General features: G+C 60.3%; 19 protein-coding genes. 3 read left to right on the top strand and 16 right to left on the bottom strand.

Features of this window, described 5'->3' with window-relative positions; all coding sequences use genetic code 11:
* Nucleotides 1-49: 49 nt before the first annotated feature.
* The 4 genes from QDY28_RS04050 to QDY28_RS04035 form a co-directional block, all read right to left on the bottom strand.
* Complete coding sequence (locus QDY28_RS04050; protein ID WP_331380378.1) at nt 50-817, bottom strand: hypothetical protein; 768 nt, start codon at nt 815-817, stop codon at nt 50-52.
* A gap of 15 nt (nt 818-832) precedes the next feature.
* On the bottom strand, nt 833-1,090 hold the full coding sequence (locus tag QDY28_RS04045) for a hypothetical protein (protein ID WP_028753410.1): 258 nt from the start codon (nt 1,088-1,090) through the stop codon (nt 833-835).
* 104 nt (nt 1,091-1,194) lie between these two features.
* Nucleotides 1,195-1,632 carry a TIGR02301 family protein gene (locus tag QDY28_RS04040; protein WP_331380377.1) on the bottom strand — a complete coding sequence of 146 codons (438 nt, stop codon included), beginning with the start codon at nt 1,630-1,632 and terminating at the stop codon, nt 1,195-1,197.
* Nucleotides 1,633-1,731: 99 nt separating this feature from the next.
* Complete coding sequence (locus QDY28_RS04035; protein ID WP_331380376.1) at nt 1,732-2,154, bottom strand: NUDIX hydrolase; 423 nt, start codon at nt 2,152-2,154, stop codon at nt 1,732-1,734.
* Nucleotides 2,155-2,324: 170 nt separating this feature from the next.
* On the opposite strand from QDY28_RS04035, the gene QDY28_RS04030 reads away from it, so the two are divergent.
* Together QDY28_RS04030 and QDY28_RS04025 are read left to right on the top strand one after the other, a co-directional pair.
* On the top strand, nt 2,325-2,645 hold the full coding sequence (locus tag QDY28_RS04030; protein WP_331380442.1) for a YnfA family protein: 321 nt from the start codon (nt 2,325-2,327) through the stop codon (nt 2,643-2,645).
* 43 nt (nt 2,646-2,688) lie between these two features.
* Entirely contained in the window at nt 2,689-3,453 is a 765-nt protein-coding gene (locus tag QDY28_RS04025) for an SOS response-associated peptidase (RefSeq protein ID WP_331380375.1), read from the top strand.
* Between the two features lie 75 nt (nt 3,454-3,528).
* Here the strand turns inward: QDY28_RS04025 and QDY28_RS04020 are convergent, their stop codons facing one another.
* The 5 genes from QDY28_RS04020 to QDY28_RS04000 all read right to left on the bottom strand — a co-directional run bounded on the left by QDY28_RS04020 (nt 3,529) and on the right by QDY28_RS04000 (nt 9,936).
* Complete coding sequence (locus tag QDY28_RS04020) at nt 3,529-3,669, bottom strand: hypothetical protein (RefSeq protein ID WP_283057689.1); 141 nt, start codon at nt 3,667-3,669, stop codon at nt 3,529-3,531.
* Nucleotides 3,670-3,951: 282 nt separating this feature from the next.
* A complete protein-coding gene (gene pssA / locus QDY28_RS04015) occupies nt 3,952-4,812 on the bottom strand; it encodes a CDP-diacylglycerol--serine O-phosphatidyltransferase (protein WP_331380374.1) in 861 nt (286 codons plus the stop codon).
* A 20-nt stretch (nt 4,813-4,832) separates the two neighbouring features.
* A complete protein-coding gene (locus tag QDY28_RS04010) occupies nt 4,833-5,531 on the bottom strand; it encodes a phosphatidylserine decarboxylase (RefSeq protein ID WP_331380373.1) in 699 nt (232 codons plus the stop codon).
* A gap of 273 nt (nt 5,532-5,804) precedes the next feature.
* Nucleotides 5,805-7,691 (bottom strand): ABCB family ABC transporter ATP-binding protein/permease, encoded by a 1,887-nt coding sequence (locus tag QDY28_RS04005; protein WP_331380372.1) that lies wholly within the window; start codon nt 7,689-7,691, stop codon nt 5,805-5,807.
* A gap of 187 nt (nt 7,692-7,878) precedes the next feature.
* Nucleotides 7,879-9,936: a LysM peptidoglycan-binding domain-containing protein gene (locus QDY28_RS04000; RefSeq protein WP_331380371.1), complete on the bottom strand. Its 2,058-nt coding sequence runs from the start codon at nt 9,934-9,936 to the stop codon at nt 7,879-7,881.
* A gap of 155 nt (nt 9,937-10,091) precedes the next feature.
* On the opposite strand from QDY28_RS04000, the gene QDY28_RS03995 reads away from it, so the two are divergent.
* A complete protein-coding gene (locus tag QDY28_RS03995) occupies nt 10,092-10,715 on the top strand; it encodes a TIGR00730 family Rossman fold protein (RefSeq protein ID WP_331380370.1) in 624 nt (207 codons plus the stop codon).
* Nucleotides 10,716-10,743: 28 nt separating this feature from the next.
* Here QDY28_RS03995 and rarD read toward each other — a convergent pair whose 3' ends face one another.
* The 7 genes from rarD to cysS form a co-directional block, all read right to left on the bottom strand.
* The gene (gene rarD / locus QDY28_RS03990) at nt 10,744-11,655 is read right to left on the bottom strand and encodes an EamA family transporter RarD (RefSeq protein ID WP_331380369.1); all 912 of its coding nucleotides are present in this window, start codon (nt 11,653-11,655) and stop codon (nt 10,744-10,746) included.
* Nucleotides 11,656-11,766: 111 nt separating this feature from the next.
* Nucleotides 11,767-13,383, bottom strand: a complete 1,617-nt coding sequence (gene cimA, locus QDY28_RS03985; RefSeq protein ID WP_331380368.1) for a citramalate synthase — start codon at nt 13,381-13,383, stop codon at nt 11,767-11,769.
* A gap of 180 nt (nt 13,384-13,563) precedes the next feature.
* A complete protein-coding gene (gene pip / locus QDY28_RS03980) occupies nt 13,564-14,523 on the bottom strand; it encodes a prolyl aminopeptidase (protein WP_331380367.1) in 960 nt (319 codons plus the stop codon).
* Nucleotides 14,520-14,996, bottom strand: coding sequence for a GFA family protein (locus QDY28_RS03975; RefSeq protein ID WP_331380366.1), 477 nt, complete (start codon nt 14,994-14,996; stop codon nt 14,520-14,522). Before QDY28_RS03975 ends, pip begins: the two co-directional genes overlap by 4 nt.
* On the bottom strand, nt 14,989-15,471 hold the full coding sequence (locus tag QDY28_RS03970; protein WP_331380365.1) for a GFA family protein: 483 nt from the start codon (nt 15,469-15,471) through the stop codon (nt 14,989-14,991). Before QDY28_RS03970 ends, QDY28_RS03975 begins: the two co-directional genes overlap by 8 nt.
* Nucleotides 15,468-15,836, bottom strand: a complete 369-nt coding sequence (locus QDY28_RS03965) for an endonuclease domain-containing protein (RefSeq protein WP_331380364.1) — start codon at nt 15,834-15,836, stop codon at nt 15,468-15,470. Before QDY28_RS03965 ends, QDY28_RS03970 begins: the two co-directional genes overlap by 4 nt.
* Nucleotides 15,837-16,036: 200 nt before the next feature.
* Nucleotides 16,037-17,428, bottom strand: a complete 1,392-nt coding sequence (gene cysS / locus QDY28_RS03960) for a cysteine--tRNA ligase (RefSeq protein ID WP_331380363.1) — start codon at nt 17,426-17,428, stop codon at nt 16,037-16,039.
* Nucleotides 17,429-17,689: the final 261 nt, after the last annotated feature.

Raw genomic sequence — 17,689 nt, 5'->3', positions numbered from 1 at the left:
CGCTCAGAGGTAAGGCCTCCGGTCGGGAACCGCAAGTTCCGCGTCCGGATCATTCGCCCGAAGTGAAGAATTTCCACCTGCCATCGGGCGTGATGCCGACGCGATAGAAATTATAGCCGCCGAATTCCAGCATGTCGGAGAAATCGCCGGCGGTCACGATGCGCATCAAATCGACCTTTTCCGGTGCTGTCAGGGACTTAATGTCTTTTTCGGCGAAATAGGGCCAGACATACATTTCATCCGGCGTGCCCTGGCCGGTATGGGCAAAACCCGTCGACATGATGTCGAGCAGAATGGAAAGGATCTCGATGCCGTCGGGGTCGCCGGAAAGGTCATGCAGCGTCTTGATCGGGTCTTCAGTCGGATCATCCGCCGTCACCTGCGTCTGCTTGAGACCGCCACCGACATTCATCAGCGGACGCAGACGCTCGAGATCACCCGAAGCGGCCGCCTCGACAATCGCTTCGCGCAGCTTGCGTACCGGCTCCGGCGCCTTGCTGATATCGAAGAGGATCTCCGCCGGCTTGCCGCCATTTGCGGTATTGCCGGACGCGGGGTCGCTGCTCTGTCCGGCCTGGTTGTTGACCAGCGGATCGGGCATGGGAATCGTCTTTGAAGGCGCCTCCAGCGCCTCCTCGACCGGCTTGTCATTGCGCTGCTGCGCGGATTTCCCGGGGACGCTCGGCTGGGCGGCGGGCGGATTGAGCTGGGAGAAAGCGAGGGCCGGCAAAGGGAGGGCGAGGCTGCCGAAAAACATGGTCGCTACGGCTAGCGAGGCAATGGAACGTCGAAACTCATTGCCCGGTACGGTGTGCATAGGGATCTCTGGCTGTTATTGCAGGGTGCGGTTCGGAGAGAATTCACCAGCAAGCATGCGGTCCCTAAGTGATTCGAGCAAGGCTTCCGCGCCCTGTTCTCCTTGAATGCGAATAGTCTCGCGGATGGCATGGGCAATAGCGGCGTCAGCGATGATTTCCGGCTCGATTCCGTCAGCCATTCCGTCGGCCCAGGCTTCGTTCTGGTATTCCAGCGCCGCCTGCCTTTTTTCGTGGACAATCATGTCGTCGATGTCGTTCAGGCTTGGTTCCATTGTTTCGTTCCTCGAGACGTCCATGTCCTTACCGCTTGATTAACGACTTTATCAGCCTTTTCCTAAAACGACACGGCTCGGCGCGAAAAGGGGTTAATAAATCGTCAATTTCCAAAGCGAGCGGTTATTTCTGTGGCAAGTGTTGCACCTTCGTTACGGTAGCGCTCCTCAGCGACGATGGCCTGCGGCGTGCAATCCGTGTAAACCGATGCGAAGGATCTATATCCTCGGTTGAACGACGCGGTCAGCTTTTCCTTGCGTTTCGGCTCGTCTTTCGTCTCTGCGTCGAGCAATTGCTGCATATCGGCTCGCCAGGAATCTTCTTTTCCAGTGTTGCAGAGATTGCGCAGATAATGGATCGAGCCAAGAATTTCGGCGAGCCGCGACAGTTGATCGTCATAGGGAGTCGGCCGCTCGGCATTATCGGCGTCGCCAGGCGCCTGCACCTCCGGAGCAGTCGCCGCAGGCTGCGCAAAGGCTGGAAATGCAGCCGAAAGCACGGCGCAGACCGCAAGCAGGTTTATGAGGCGACGGTGAATCATACGCCTAGTTGATATGGCAAGCTTGTCGGTAACAAGGCGAAAACCCCGCTTTCCACCCTCTTATTGCTTTGCATCGTTAACGCCGGAGCGGCGAAAGCCTCATCGGACGCGAGCAGCGGTCAGCCGCTCGGCGCATTCGAGCACGCTCGCCGGAACGGGCAGGGCGCGGATCTCTTCCAGCGAATACCAGCCGATCGCCGCGGCATCGTCGGCAGCCTCGGCGATCATATCCTCGTCGGCATCGACCAGAAAAACCGATAGAACGAAATGGCTGACGAGCGTCCCGTCTGCTGCATGGCTCCTGAGTTCGTAAGTCTCAAATAGACGGGGGTTTCGAGCCGTTATCCCGGTCTCTTCCCTGAACTCCCGCAATGCCGTTTCCGCCGGCGTTTCGCCAGCTTCAGCCCGCCCGCCGGGAAAGGCATACATATCGGCAGATGGCGGATTGCGTCGCAGGACCAACAGGAATCGGCCATCACGTTCAAGGATGGCGGAAGAGGCGGGACGAGGGACGGAGGTCATTGGGCGAGGTCCGGTTCTGTTGAAGATATCGGGCGACGAATGATCTGTGGGGACGGGAGAGTTCTCAGCTCCATAGGATACGGCCCTTGTCGTGTGGGAGGGAAGTCCTTTTACTCGCAAAAGAGAATGGCGGCGATTCGGGTCCGCCAGCCAGGCTGCCGCAAATCATGATGACCTATGGACTTTACGCGCTCGCCGCGCTGGCAGAAATCGCCGGCTGTTTTGCCTTCTGGGCGTGGCTGCGGCTGGCAAGGCCGATCTGGTGGCTTGCTCCGGGCCTGCTGTCGCTGGCACTCTTTGCCTGGCTGCTGACGCTGGTGCCGAGCGATGCGGCGGGACGCACCTTTGCCGCCTATGGCGGTGTCTACATTGTCGCCTCCATTCTCTGGCTGTGGCTGGTCGAGGGACGGATGCCGGATCGTTGGGATCTCTTCGGCGCTGTCGTTTGCCTGGTGGGCGCGACGATCATTCTCTTCGGCCCTCGCAACTGACCTTCTCCTTGACCCCGCGCCTTGCGGGTGCAACACAAGCTGCATGTGCGGTCGATTTGCGTTGATGGAAACGGAGATGAAGGTGCGGGAATTGCTCGGTTATCTCGAGCATGAGGACTTTCCCGCGCGCTATAACATTGCCCCGACGCAACCGATCTTGGTCGTGGTTTCAGGCGATCGGCAGGAGCGCGGCAGCAACTTGCCGGATCGTCGCGCGCTGCTCGTCCGCTGGGGTTTTACGCCGGCCTGGGTGAAGGATCCCAAGGAATTTCCGCTGCTGATCAATGCCCGGGCGGAAACTGCGATCGGCAAGGCCTCGTTCCGCGCAGCCATGCGACACCGGCGCATCCTGATCCCCGCGTCGGGCTTTTACGAATGGCACCGCCCATCGAAGGAGAGCGGCGAGAAATCGCAGGCTTATTGGATTCGTCCGCGCCACGGCGGCGTCATCGCCTTTGCCGGCCTGATGGAGACCTGGTCGTCGGCCGATGGTTCCGAAGTCGATACCGGCGCGATCCTGACGACAGCAGCGAACCGAGCGATGCGGCCTATCCATGACCGAATGCCTGTCGTCATCAAGCCGGAGGATTTTACGCGCTGGCTCGATTGCAAGACGCAGGAGCCGCGTGAGGTGCTGGACCTGATGGTGCCGGTTCAGGAAGATTTCTTTGAGGCGATCCCAGTTTCCGACCGCGTCAATAAGGTCGCCAATATGGGGCCGGAACTGCAGGTGCCGGTTGCTATCGAACCTCCGGCCAAACCGTTAAAGAAGACGGATCCGGGCGATGGCCAGTTGAGCTTCTTCTGACGCTTTTATTTCGAATCGGCACTGCCATGAACCCCGGTGTTCGGGCCAGCGGGGTCGTTGGCAGATGTAGCAGGCTTAAGCGATCTTCTTCTTCAGCGGCTTGGTTTTCAGCATCAGATGTGCTGCCAAGACGGCCTTGAGGCCAAGCGGACGATAGAGCGCAGTCGGATCGATCTTTGCTTGCGGTTGTATCGTTTCGTCTTTTTTCGTGGTCATGTGTTACTCCTCAACGTGTTCCCTAGGGTGTTTTTGATCACGGCCCCTGCCTCGTGGTTTTGCCATAAATCATGACAAATCAAAGGCATTTGCCGATCAGCTTTTGTAAACACCGACCATATTTCGCGAGGACGACGCGAAATTTAACGCAACACATATCTAATTTAGTTGTTTATTTTTCGTTAATTAGTTGCGTTCGCGCAGCAGAATTTGGACGCGGAGGCGATGGGGGCATGACCTTTTGTCGCGGGTGCGTCTTAGCCGGACCCTGCCCGATTGCGGCTAGATATGCCGGCCGATGTCGTCGTTGGAATCGTCCACGTCCGGATCGGCAGGGCCATTGATGGTGTAGGTGCCGTATTTGCGCGTCCAGGAACGGGCGCCTAAGGGCAGGGACAGGAGATAGGCAACGACAGTAACCACCATGACATGCCAGGTATAGCTCATCAGCAGCGCCACGTAGACGACGAGGGCAAGCATGATCGGCAGCACGAGATCGCGGCGGATGCGGCTGCTTTCCGTTTTCCCGGACCAGACGGGAAGGCGGCTGACCAGCAGGAAGCCGATCAACACGGTGTAGGCAGCACCCCAATAGGCGAATGTCTTGGTGGGCGTCAGGCCCAGGAAGCCGAGATAGACGGGCAGCAACACCAGCATCGCGCCGGCTGGCGCCGGGACGCCGACAAAATATTCCGATTGCCAGGACGCCTTGTTCTCGCGCTCCGCCATGACATTGAAGCGCGCGAGCCGCAGACCGGCCGCAATGGTATAGATCAGCGCTGCGATCCAGCCGAGCGAGCGCGCCTGATCCAGCAGGAAGACATAGACGACAAGCGCCGGCGCGACGCCGAAATTGACGATGTCGGCAAGCGAATCCATTTGCGCGCCGAACTTGGAGGTGGCCTTCATCAGCCGCGCCACCCGCCCGTCGATGCCATCGAGGAAAGCGGCCACCAGCACGGCCACCACGGCGAGTTCGTAGCGGTTTTCGAAGGCGAGACGGATGCCGGTCAGGCCGGCGCAGATCGCCAGCACGGTGATCATATTCGGCACCATCAGCCGCAGCGGAATTTCCCGCAGGCGCGGCCCGCGCGCCTCGTCATTTGGACCATGCGGCTCGAAGGGCGGAAAAGGCGTCTTCATCTCGCTCGTCTTCTCCCGGCTTAGCTACGGCGGCTAACGATAGGGCCCTTCAACGAGCCGAATTCGGCAATGACTGTTTCGCCGGCGATCGCCCTTTGCCCGACCGCGACGCGCGCCGCCGCTTCCGCCGGCAGGAAGACATCGAGGCGCGAACCGAATCGGATCAGGCCGATGCGCTCGCCAGCGTCGATCGGTTCGTTCTCATTGACGAAGCAGAGGATGCGGCGGGCGACGAGGCCGGCAATCTGCACGACGCCGATCTCGCCATGTTTCGTCTCGACGACGAGACCGTTGCGCTCGTTCTGCTCGCTTGCCTTGTCCAATTCCGCATTGAGGAAGCTGCCCTGGCGATAGGCGATATTGGTGATGCGGCCGCGCATAGGCGAGCGGTTTACGTGGCAATCGAAGACGTTCATGAAAATCGAGATGCGCAGCATGGGCTCGTGGCCGAGATTAAGCTCGGCGGGCGGCGTCACCATCTGAACGCCGGAGACCCTGCCGTCGGCAGGTGATACGACGAGATCGTCGTCCTGCGGCGTCATTCGTTCGGGATCGCGGAAGAAATAGCCGCACCAGAGCGTGAAGATCAAGCCGATCCAAAAAAGCGGCTTGAAGATCCAGCCAAGAACCAGCGACGCAACAAAGAAACCCCCGACAAAGGGATAACCTTCCTTGTGCACCGGGACGATCGTGTTGCGTATGCTATTCAACAAGCTCATCGATGGCGGACTCCTGTGATTACCAGTTGACGGTGACTACAGGCAAAAGTCGTTGCGAGCAATGCTGGCGCCGCTTTCACCAACACCCTTGATGCATTCTGGCAACGTGCGGCTGCAAGGAACAGACATAGATGCCCGCCTTGCATGAAAAGGCCAGCCCGGCTCGTTGGGGTGTGCGCAAGGGTAGGCGCGAATATATCAGTCGCACAGGCGCAATGGTTGCGCCCTTCTCGATCGGCACGAAACCGAACAGCGGATGAGCAGGACGGAATGTCAGTTCGCAGGCGCCAGCCGGTTGACCACGCCGAGTTCGTCGCTCTCGCGCACCTGCTTCAGATGCTCTTCCGCCTGCGTAGCCTCGCGCTGACGATTCCACATAGAGGCATAAAGCCCATTCTGCTCCAGGAGGGCGGCATGCGTACCGCGCTCGGCGATTTCGCCGCTTTTCAAGACGATGATCTCATCGGCTCCGATGACGGTGGAGAGCCGATGGGCGATGACCAGCGTCGTACGGTTCTTGGAGACGACATCCAGTGCCGCCTGAATTTCCCGTTCGGTCGTCGTGTCCAGCGCCGAGGTGGCCTCGTCGAGGATAAGCACGGGCGGAGCCTTGAGGATGGTGCGCGCGATGGCGACGCGCTGCTTCTCGCCGCCGGACAGTTTCAGGCCGCGCTCGCCGACTTTCGTCTCGAAGCCCTCGGGCAGAAGGCGGATGAAGTCGCCGATCTGGGCGATTTCTGCCGCAGTCGTCACCTCGTCCTCGCTCGCAGCGGGCCGGCCGTAGCGGATATTGTAGGCGATGGTATCGTTGAAGAGCACCGTGTCCTGCGGCACCATGCCGATCACCTTGCGCAGGCTCTTCTGTGTCACCTTACGCAGGTCCTGGCCGTCGATGGTGATCGTGCCGCTCTGTACGTCGTAAAAGCGGTAGAGAAGCCGCGACAGGGTGGATTTGCCCGCTCCCGAGGGCCCGACGACGGCGACCGTCTTGCCGGCCGGCACCTCGAAGGAAATGCCCTTCAGGATCGGCCGGGCAGAATCATAGGCGAAATACACATCCTTGAAAGAAATGGCGCCGTTGCCGATGGCCAATTCCCGGGCGTCGGGAGCGTCCGTCACCTCGGGCTTGACTTCCAGCAGATCGAACATCTCCTCGATGTCGGTCAGGCCCTGGCGGATTTCGCGGTAGACGAAGCCGATGAAGTTCAGCGGCACCGAAAGCTGCAGCAGCATGGAGTTGATGAAGACGAAGTCGCCGACCGTCTGATGCCCATTGAGCACGGCCCAGCCGGAAAATACCAGCATGACCGTGGTGCCGAGGCCGAAGATCAAGCCTTGACCGAAGTTCAGCCAGCCGAGCGACGTCCAGACATCGGTAGCGGCCTTCTCATAGCGCGACATCGACTGATCGAAGCGCCTGGCCTCCATCTCCTCGTTGCCGAAATATTTGACGGTTTCGAAGTTCAGAAGCGAATCGATCGCCTTGGTGTTGGCGTCGGTGTCGCTCTCGTTCATCGAACGTCGGATGGAGATGCGCCAGTCGCTCGCCCGGACAGTGAACCAGATATAGAGCCAGACCGTGACCGCCGTAATGGCGAGATAGGAAAAACCGTAGCCCCGCCAGAAGATAACCGCGGTCAGAAGGAATTCGACGAAGGTCGGAACGGTGTTGAGAATGGTGAAGCGGACGATCGTCTCGATGCCCTTGGTGCCGCGCTCGATAATGCGCGACAGGCCGCCGGTCTTGCGCTCGAGATGAAAGCGCAGCGACAGTTCGTGCATGTGCACGAAAGTCCGGTAAGCGAGCTGGCGCACCGCATATTGGCCGACGCTGGCAAAGAGCGAATCGCGCAACTGATTGAGGCCGAGCTGAATGAGGCGCGTAATGTTGGTGGCAACGATGAGGGCGATGGCGCCCACCATGAAGGCGGGCAGGATGCCCTGCATGTCCAGCTTGCCGTTGAGGGCATCGACGGACCATTTGAAGAAATAGGGGACCAGCAGCAGGAAGAATTTCGAAACCAGCAGGTAGACGGTCGCCCAGACGACCCTCATCTTCAGGTCCATCCGTCCCGCCGGCCACATGTAGGGCCAGAGATTGACGATCGTGTTCAACGGATTGCTGGAATCCGCCGATATTGTCTTCTTGCGGTCTGCCATGTCCGTCTCCGGCGAATATCTGTGCCAGCCGGGCTAAAGGGTGCGCTCGCGCAACCTGGCTGGACTGCCCCTCAGGTAATGAGCAGGGCAATGGGGGTCGGCGGGAGGCTTATACTATTTTTATGTCGGGTAAAAGCAGCGGCCAGGCGTAGATTGCGCCTGGCCTCCTGAGGTTGCAGCGTCGGTCTTAAGGGTGATTGCCCGAAAGCCGCTTGCGGTGCAGTTCTTCCGCATTGGGCAGCGCATCTTTCGGCAGGCCGAAGACCTGACCGGGCAGGATCCGATCCGGATTGTGGATCTTGTCCTCATTGGCGAGATAGATCGTCGTGTAGCGCACGCCGGCGCCGTAGGTGCGGCGGGAGATCTGCCAGAGCGTATCGCCGCGGCGGATGATAACCGCATTGCTGTTCTGCGAAAGCGGTGCCTGCTGCAGAGTCTTCGGGCCGCTTCCGTTGGAGGAGGTTTCGGCGTTCGCGGGCGCCGGGGCCGCATTTTCGGGCTTGGTGACGGCGACGATCATCTTTTCGAGATCGGGCAGCGCATCGCCAATCGACTTCGGGTCCTTTGGCAAAGCTTGCAGCACTTTTAGCGCCTGGGCGGCCGCATTCGCGGCATTGGCAGCGGCTTGTTTCAGCGCCGCACTGGCATCGATTGCCGGACGGAATTCCGAGAGTGACTTCAAGGCAATTTCAGTCCCCGAGCGCGCGGCGGCGAGTTGTTCCGCATTCGGCTGCTTGCCATTCGCAAAAAGGTCCTTCAGCAGGGCGAAAGCCTTGGCGGTATTCTCCTTCAGCTTGCCCAGTTCGCCTTCGTCGAGCGGCACCATGGTGGCGGCTGGCGCATTGCCGCTGCTGCCGGAAGCCGCCGGTGTTTGCGCCGCGACCGTCACCTGGTTGCCCTCTGGACGGGTGAAATTGACGCTGGTGCGAACCGTGACCTTGCCAGCGCCGTCGAGAACGTCGACGCGGATCTTGTGGTCGCCGACCGCCAGCGGCATCGTGCCGTCGACGACGAAATGCCCGTCGGCTCCCGCGACGATCTCGCCGATCAGCTTGTCGTCCGCGTAGGCACGAACCTTGGCATTCGGCTTTGTCGTCCCGGCAACGAAGATATGGTTGTTTTCGATCTCGACTGCATTGACCATGACTTCGGGCTGGCCGCCGGTCATCGTTGCGGGAGAGGTCGCCGCGTTGTCAGCCGAATTGGCGGAAGCAACGGCGGTGTTGTCCTGCGGCTTAGTGCCGGCGGCGTCGTTGGCCATCGCGCCGGTGCCATTCGCGGGCGTGTTGGCCGCCGTCTGTTCGCCGGACGCTACGCGCCCTTGCTTGGCTGATGGTGCGGTGATGATGCGGCTTGCCGCGCCGGGCTTGGAAACCATGGCGAGAAGCTGGCTCTTGTCGTCCTTCGGTACCGAGACGGTAGCAACTTCCTCTGAAGTGACGGCCTTGCCGTCCTTGCCCGTCGCACGCAGCACCAGTTCATGATCGCCGGGCGGAAGCGGGTCGTCGAGGACTGCCGCGAAATCGCCGCTTGGCCCGACATCGGTCGTCGTCACCACCTTATCGCCGTCGACGATCTCCAGCTTGGAATTGGGCTCCGCCGAGCCCGCGATGACGGTGGAACCATCGGGCTCGACACGCAGCACGTCAAAAGATGGCGTGACCGGTCCCGCGGCTTGCGTCTGCGGCGCCGCCTCGCCGGTAAGCGCTGTCCGCGCCTTGTCGATCGCCGCGGCGGCATCGGCGATGTTTTCCGGAAGCGACTGGATGATGGCAAGTGCCTTGCCGGCGCTGTCATGTGCCTTGTTGACGAGGGCGGTCGTCGTGGCGTCGGCGCCTTGGGGAGCGGCAAAATCGACGATCGCCTGCAGCGCGGTGATCACCTTCGTCTTGGCTGCGGTGAAAACGTCCTCCGTCGGCCCCTTGCCATCCTTGAAGAGAGCCTTGAGATCGGCAAGGGACGTAACGGCCGTGCCACTAAGTTCGGTAAGCTTCTTCGTGACATCGGCAGCATTGGTTGCGGTCGCGACCGCCCCTTCAGTGACTTCACCGACCTTCTTCACAGAATCGCCGGTTTTCGGGCCATTCTCCGTAATGGTGTTCTTCACCGCGTCGCTCGCCTGATTGATGGCATCGCCGATCGACTTCTTATCGCCGTTGATGCGCGGCATCACAAAGAAGACCATCAGGACGGTCGCAACTACCAGCACCAACAGAGCCAGCAAGCCGGCACGGTTCTTCATCATCATTCATCTCCAAGCGGCGGAGTCGTCTCCACTCTTGAAATTGCTAACGATTTCGCCTGCTTTTACAAGCTTTCTCAGCCATTTCCGCATGCTCGGGCACAAGTTTTCTTTTGAAATTTCTTGACTGAGCATTTGCAGCATAGTTGTTTGCATTCATGACTGACGATTCTGTGCCAATTCGATCCATCTGTGTCTATTGCGGCTCCAGGCCAGGGCGCGATCCTTCCCACATAGCTGCGGGCCGAGAGCTTGGTAAGAACATCGCCGAGAGCGGGTTACGCCTTGTCTATGGCGGCGGAACGAAGGGCATCATGGGCGCTGTGGCGAGCGGCGTCCTGTCGCATGGTGGTCAGGTCACCGGCATCATTCCGGAGTTCCTCGTCGATATGGAAGCGACGCGCCATTCGCTCGGTCAATTGGACGAGCTGATCATAACCCCGGACATGCATACACGCAAACACACCATGTTCGAGCGCGCCGATGCCTTCGTCGCGCTGCCAGGCGGCATCGGTACGCTGGAGGAGATCGTCGAGATCATGACCTGGGGTCAGCTCGGCCGCCACGAAAAGCCGATGGTCTTTGCCAATATCAATGGTTTCTGGGATCCGATGATGGAGCTGATCCGCCACATGACGGAAGAAGGCTTCATCCACACCGCCCACCGCGTGCAGCCGCTGGTCATTGATCAGATCGCCGATATCATTCCGGCAATCCGCAAGCATGCCGCCGAAACCGTGGGTTCACGCGACGGCGAAGAGGACGTCATCGCAAAGCTCTGATTAGAGATTTGCTAACCATGTCCAGTCGTTAGCGCGATCGGCTCTGACTCAGCATCGACCAACTATAAAGCGCCAGCCCCGCCCAGATCAGCGAGAACGCGATCATCTGCGTCGTGCCGAAAGGTTCCTTGAACAGGAAGACGGCGATGAGGAAGACCATGGTCGGCACGATATACTGCATGATGCCGATGGTGGAGAGCTTGAGAAGCTTCGCTCCATTGGCGAAGATCATCAGCGGCAGGGCGGTCACCAGCCCGCAACCGAGCAGAAGTGCGGTATCCGAGAGGCCGGTCTGATAGAAGTGCCCTTCGCCGCGCGCCTCAAGATAGAGAATGTAAAGCGTTGCGGGAATGCAGAGCAGCAGCACCTCGAGGAAGAAACCCTGGTTGGGTCCGACCGGGAGCGTCTTGCGGAAAAAGGCGTAAAAGCCCCAGGAGAACGTCAGCGACAGCGCCACCCACGGCAGGGTGCCCGCTTCGACGGTCAGGATGACGACCGCTGCTCCCGCAAGCCCGATCGCAACGATCTGCGCCGGCGCAAGCCTTTCCTTCAGCAGCAAAGCGCCGAGCGCGATGCTGAACAGCGGATTGATAAAATAGCCGAGGGCTGCATCGAGCGAATGTCCTGCGCCGATCGCCCAGACATAGGTGCCCCAATTGATGGTGATCAGCGTCGCCGTCAGCGACGCCATGGCGACCGTGCGCGGGTTGCTGAGCGCGGCCTTCACATCACCCATGCGGCCGAGCGCCAGAAGCACTGCGCCCGCAACAGGAACGGACCAGAAGATGCGGTGGGCAATCACCTCCATGGCCGGGATATGCGCCATGGCCTTCATGTAGAGCGGCAGGACGCCCCACAGCAGATAGGCCGTCAGCACAAAACCGAACCCGCGCGGACTGTCCTCGTTCTTGATCTCAGGTGCGAGCGTATCGGTGGCCATTGGCATTTCCCGCCGTGCTATTTTCTTTTAACGACGGGCTTACTCCAATGCGGGTTGTGGTGCCAATTCATTTCCTTGACGGCATCGTCAAGGTTTTTGATGAGCGGCGGATCATTCCGCCGCGATCTTGCCCGCCATGTGCCGGTTCTTCATCAGCTTGTAGATGACGGAATCCATCAGCGCCTGGAAGGAGGCGTCGATGATGTTTTCCGAAACCCCGACCGTCCACCAGCGCACGCCGCTGCTGTCGGTGGATTCGATCAGAACGCGGGTTATGGCCTCCGTGCCGCCGTTGAGGATACGGACCTTGAAGTCGGCAAGCACCAGATCGTCGATCTCGTGCTGGTATTTGCCGAAGTCCTTGCGCAGTGCCAGGTCGAGCGCGTTGACCGGACCATCGCCTTCGGCGACGGACATGACGGTCTGGCCATCGATGATGATCTTGACCACCGCTTCCGAGACGATCTTCACTCGGCCGTGGGAATCGAAGCGGCGCTCGACCATGACGCGGAAGCCATCGATCGCAAAAAATTCCGGAATGGTGCCGAGGGTGCGGCGCGCCAGCAGCTCGAAGCTGGCATCGGCGCCCTCGTAAGCGTAACCGGATGCTTCGCGCTCCTTGACGATCTGGATCAGCCGGTCGAGCTTTGGGTCGTCCTTGCCGACGTCGATGCCGCGCCGCTTCAGCGCATTGATGAAATTCGACTTGCCGCCTTGGTCTGATACCATGACCTTGCGGAAATTGCCGACGCTTTCCGGCGGCACATGCTCGTAGGTGCGCGGGTCCTTCAGCAATGCCGAGGCATGGATCCCGGCCTTGGTCGCAAAGGCCGAGGCGCCGACATAGGGCGCCTGATGGTCGGGCGACCGGTTCAGCAGCTCATCGAAAGCATGCGACAGCGTGGTCAAACCTAGCAGCCGTTCGCCGTCGATCGCCGTTTCGAAGCGCTCGCTATAGGCCCTTTTCAGCGCCAGGGTGGGGATCAGCGTAATCAGGTTGGCATTGCCGCAGCGCTCGCCGACGCCGTTCAGCGTGCCTTGGATCTGCCGTACCCCCGCTTCGACCGCGGCGAGCGAATTGGCGACCGCCTGGCCGGTGTCGTTATGGGCGTGGATGCCAAGACAGTCGCCGGGTACGCCCTCGGCGATCACAGCCTCGACGATGGCGCGCACTTCCGGCGGCTGCGTGCCGCCATTGGTGTCGCAGAGCACGACCCAGCGCGCGCCAGCTTCATAGGCCGCCTTGGCGCAGGCCAGCGCATAGGTCGGATTGGCCTTGTAGCCGTCGAAGAAATGCTCGCAGTCAACAAGCGCTTCCTTGCCGGCGTCGACAGCCGCTTTGACGCTTTCGGCGATGCGTTCGAGATTTTCCTCGTTGGTGCAGCCGAGAGCGACTTTGACGTGATAGTCCCAGCTCTTGGCGACAAAACAGATCGCATCGGCCTTTGCCTGCACAAGGCTGGCAAGGCCCGGATCGTTGGACGCGGAAACGCCGGCGCGCTTGGTCATGCCGAAGGCGACGAAGGAGGCGGTCTGCGTCCGCTTTTCGTTGAAAAAAGCGGTATCAGTCGGATTGGCGCCGGGATAGCCGCCCTCGACATAGTCGAGGCCGAATTCGTCCAGCATGGTGGCGATGGCAATCTTGTCCTCGACCGAAAAGTCGATGCCGGGCGTCTGCTGCCCGTCGCGCAAGGTCGTGTCGAAGAGATAGATTTTTTCGCGTGTCATTCGTTTCCTCCGGCGAACCGGTTTGATAATGGGGCGTCCCTCATCTGTCCTCTCTCGGTTTCGCTCTGCTAAACCGTTCGAGTCCACCTTCTCCGCGTTTACACGGGGCGAAGGGGCTTGTGAGGTCGTTCCCTCTCCCCGTGCGCGGGGAGAGGGCTAGGGTGAGGGGCCTTACTCGAGCTATGCTTTCCCGGCAAACTTATCCGTCGCGCGAATGAGCTGATCGAGAATGCCTGGTTCAGAAAAGGCATGGCCTGCCCCTTCGATCAGATGAAATTCCGCCTTGGGCCAAGCCTTGTGCAGTGCCCAGGCGTATTTTGCCGGGCAGGGCATGTCATAGCGGCCGTGGACGATGACGCCCGGAATATCCTTCAGCTTGTGGGCATCGCTGAGGAGCTGGCCTTCCTCCATCCAGCCGGCATTGACGAAGAAGTGGCTTTCGATGCGCGCGAAGGCATGCGCATATTCCGCGTCTTCGAACTGCCCGCTGGTCGCAGGGTCAGGCAACAGGGTAATCGTCTCCCCCTCCCAAATGGCCCAGGCCTTGGCGGCTTTGAGGCGCACGGCCTTGTCCTCGTGTGTCAACCGGCGGTGATAGGCCAGCATCATCTCGTGACGCTCTTCCGGTGGGATCGGCGCGATGAAGCGCTCCCACTTGTCCGGGAACATTTCCGAGACACCGAACTGATAATACCAGTCGAGTTCCGCCTTGGTCAGCATGTAGATGCCGCGTATGACCAGTTCGGAAACACTTTCGGGATGCGTTTCCGCATAGGCAAGCGCCAGCGTCGAGCCCCAGGAACCGCCGAACACCAGCCACTTGTCGACGCCGGCCATTTCGCGCAAACGCTCGATGTCAGCGACCAGATGCCAGGTCGTGTTGGCATCGAGGCCGGCATGCGGCGTCGACTTGCCACAGCCGCGCTGATCGAACAGGGTTACGTCGTAAAGCGCCGGATCGAATTGACGGCGATGCGTCGGCGAGATGCCGCCGCCGGGGCCGCCATGCAGGAAAACGGCAGGCTTCGCCCCGGGCGTGCCGACACGCTCCCAATAGACCAAATGGCCGTCACCGACATCGAGCTGACCGGAGGCATAGGGTTCGATCTCCGGATAAAGCGTACGCAATATTTCCGTCATATTTTCAATCCCTCGGCGGGCCAGACGTCCGTATCGTGATCGGGATGCTGGAAGGAGATGATCTGCTCCTGCCGCGCGTAAAAATCCGGATCCTGATGGACCGGCTGCTCGAATATGGTGTCGACCCAGGGCAGGCGCGAGGCGTAATTGACCTGGATCTGCGGCGCCAAATCGTCGCGCTCGTCGAAGGCGCCGATAGCGATCTCCAGACCGCCGGGATGGCGGTAGGTCAGCGGCGTGCCGCAATTCTTGCAGAAGCCGCGATCGATGTTGACGGAAGATTGGAAGTAGGTCGGCTCCCCCCGCGTCCATTCAAGACCCTCATCGGGCGCCGTGACCAGGGCTGAGAAGAAGTTGCCGAACTGCTTCTGGCACATGCGGCAATGGCAGATCGAGGGGCGGCCGAGCTGGCCGCGGATGCGAAACCGCACGGCGCCGCATTGGCATCCTCCGCTTCTGATGACTTCAGTCATGGCTCTTCTCCTGTGGCCAGGTTTGGGTATCGTGATCGGGGTGCTGGTTGGATATGATCTCCAGCACGAAGGGCGCCTGCTCCGCGTCCTCTTCGGTGCGGTGTCCCGGCAGCAGATGCAGCCTGTCGACGAAGTCAATCTTGCCTTCCACGCCGAACTGCACAATCGGCGGCAGCTTTGACGGATCGTCAAAGGCACCCGCCGCCACCGCCACGCCGTCCGGCGCCTCATAGGTCAACGGCGTACCGCAATCGCCGCAAAAACCACGCTCGACGAAATTGGACGACCGGAACTTCTTGGGCTCGCCCCGCGTCCATGTGAGCGCGGCGCCGCGGGTCGAAACAAGCGGCGCATAATAGGCACCGAAGGCTTTCTGGCACATGCGGCAATGACAGATCGATGCATCCTTGAGCTCGCCATGGACACGGAAACGGATTGCGCCGCATTGGCAGCCGCCGGTGTAGGTGGGGGTCATGCTTTATCCTTTCCCAGGACGATGAGGATATGCATGCAGACGTTGTCAATATCCTTCAGGACATCGTTGTTCCAGAATCTGAGAACAGTCCAGCCATCTGCTTCGAGGCGGCGAGTGCGTTCGCGATCATATGCTTGATCGTGCTCGCTGGCGTGCTGCAAGCCATCCACCTCGACGATAAGCTTTTCAGCCGGGCAGGCAAAATCGACGATATATCCGGCAATTGGCAATTGGCGGCGAAAGCCAAGACCCATAAGGCGATGAGCGCGCAATTCGTTCCAGAGACGTAGCTCCGCATCTGTCACGGTTTTACGCATGCGACGGGCATTATTCCGGATTCTCGATGGGACCGGAGTATGCGGCAAGACACCCCCCTCTGTCACTTTCGTGACATCTCCCCCACAAGGGGGGAGATCGTTAACCCGTGGCGCGCGATCAACCCAAAGACAGATTGAATCTGCAGAAACGAAGCTTAATGATGCTTTGAGGACGGGCGGCAAACTCCCCCCAATCTCCCCCCTTGTGGGGGAGATGTCACGAAAGTGACAGAGGGGGGTATTCACACTCACCGCTTGACCTCCCAAGTCGTCGTCCGCTCACCGGTCACCGGGTCCTTGCCGTCCTTCAACTGAATGCCCTCGGCCAAAAGCACCTCGCGGATCTTGTCGGCTTCGGCGAAGTTCTTCGCCTTCAGCAGTTCCAGCCGCGCCCGCACGCGCCTGTTGATTTCCGCAACGACGGCATCATCCATTTCCACCTTCTCGGGCAATAGGCCGAGAAGTGCCGCGCTTGCCGCGAAGGTAGGCAGGATGCTCGGATCGGCATTGGCAGCTTGCGCTAGGGCATGCAGTGCCTGGATGGCGGCGACGGTGTTGAGGTCGTCGGCAAGGGCGGCCACGATGGTGGCGTCCGGCGCTGCGTCGCCGATGTCAGCCGCCGGCCATTTCGCCAGAAGCCGTTCAGCCTCCTCCAGCCGCTTGACGGAAAAGTCGATCGGCTCGCGGTAATGCGTCATCAGCATGGCAAGCCGCAGCACCGCGCCCGGCCACACGCGTCCGCCGAGTCTTTCGGTGTGCAGCAGCTCGTAAATGGTGACGAAATTGCCTTCGGACTTCGACATCTTGCGGCCTTCGACCTGCAGGAAGCCGTTGTGCATCCAGACATTCGCCATCACATCCGTGCCATGGGCGCAACGCGATTGGGCGATCTCGTTTTCATGGTGCGGGAAGATCAGGTCCAGCCCGCCGCCATGAATGTCGAAGACATCGCCGAGATAGCGCCCGCTCATGGCGGAGCATTCGATATGCCAGCCCGGACGGCCGCGGCCCCAGGGGCTTTCCCAGCCGGGCTCGTTCTCGTCAGACAGCTTCCAGAGCACGAAGTCGCCCGGGCTCTTCTTGTGCTCCTCGACGGCAACGCGGGCGCCGGCCTGCTGCTCATCGAGGTTGCGCTTGGAAAGCTGGCCGTAATCCGCCATCGATTTGGTGTCGAACAGCACTTCTCCGGCCGCCTGATAGGCATGTCCCTTGGCGATCAGCTTTTCGATGATCTCGATCATCTGCGGGATGTTTTCCGTCGCCCGCGGCTGCGCCGTCGGTTCAAGGCAGCCGAGCGCGACCGCGTCCTCGCGATACTGCGTCTCGGTCTTCTCGGTGACGAGGCGAATCGCTTCGTTGAGCGGCAGGCCGGGATGGTCCCGCAACGCGCGCGCATTGATCTTGTCGTCGACGTCGGTGATGTTGCGCACATAGGTGACGTGGGTTTCGCCATAGACCCGCCGCAGCAGCCGGAAGAGCACGTCGAAAGCGATCGCAGGCCGGGCATTGCCGATATGAGCGAAGTCATAAACCGTCGGGCCGCAGACATACAGGCGGACGTTCTCGCGGTCGATCGGCTTGAAGTCGACCTTTTCGCGCGTCAGCGTGTTGTAAAATTTCAGGTGCGGCTCGGTGCCCATTTCACTCTCCCAAAAGCATAAATCCGAAAAAATATCGTCACCGGCAGGCCGGGACGTTTGTCATCTTGGATTTTGGGAGACGAAAACGGCCAGGCCAGCGGAACGCTAGCGAATAATCTTCCGGCAGATAATGCAGATAACCGTTTTCATGGGCGGCTTTATCGCGCGACTACGGTGATTGGTCAAGGGGGAAGTAATCCCCTTCTCCCCTTGAGGAGAAGGTGTCCGAAGGGCGGATGAGGGGGCTCTCGAGCATAGCGA

Origin of the sequence: Rhizobium sp. BR 362 (genome assembly GCF_036528765.1) — a bacterium.
In the GTDB taxonomy this organism is placed as follows: Bacteria; Pseudomonadota; Alphaproteobacteria; order Rhizobiales; family Rhizobiaceae; genus Rhizobium.
The sequence above is the reverse complement of the archived record's forward strand: the minus strand, read 5'-3'. Positions and strand labels throughout refer to the sequence as shown.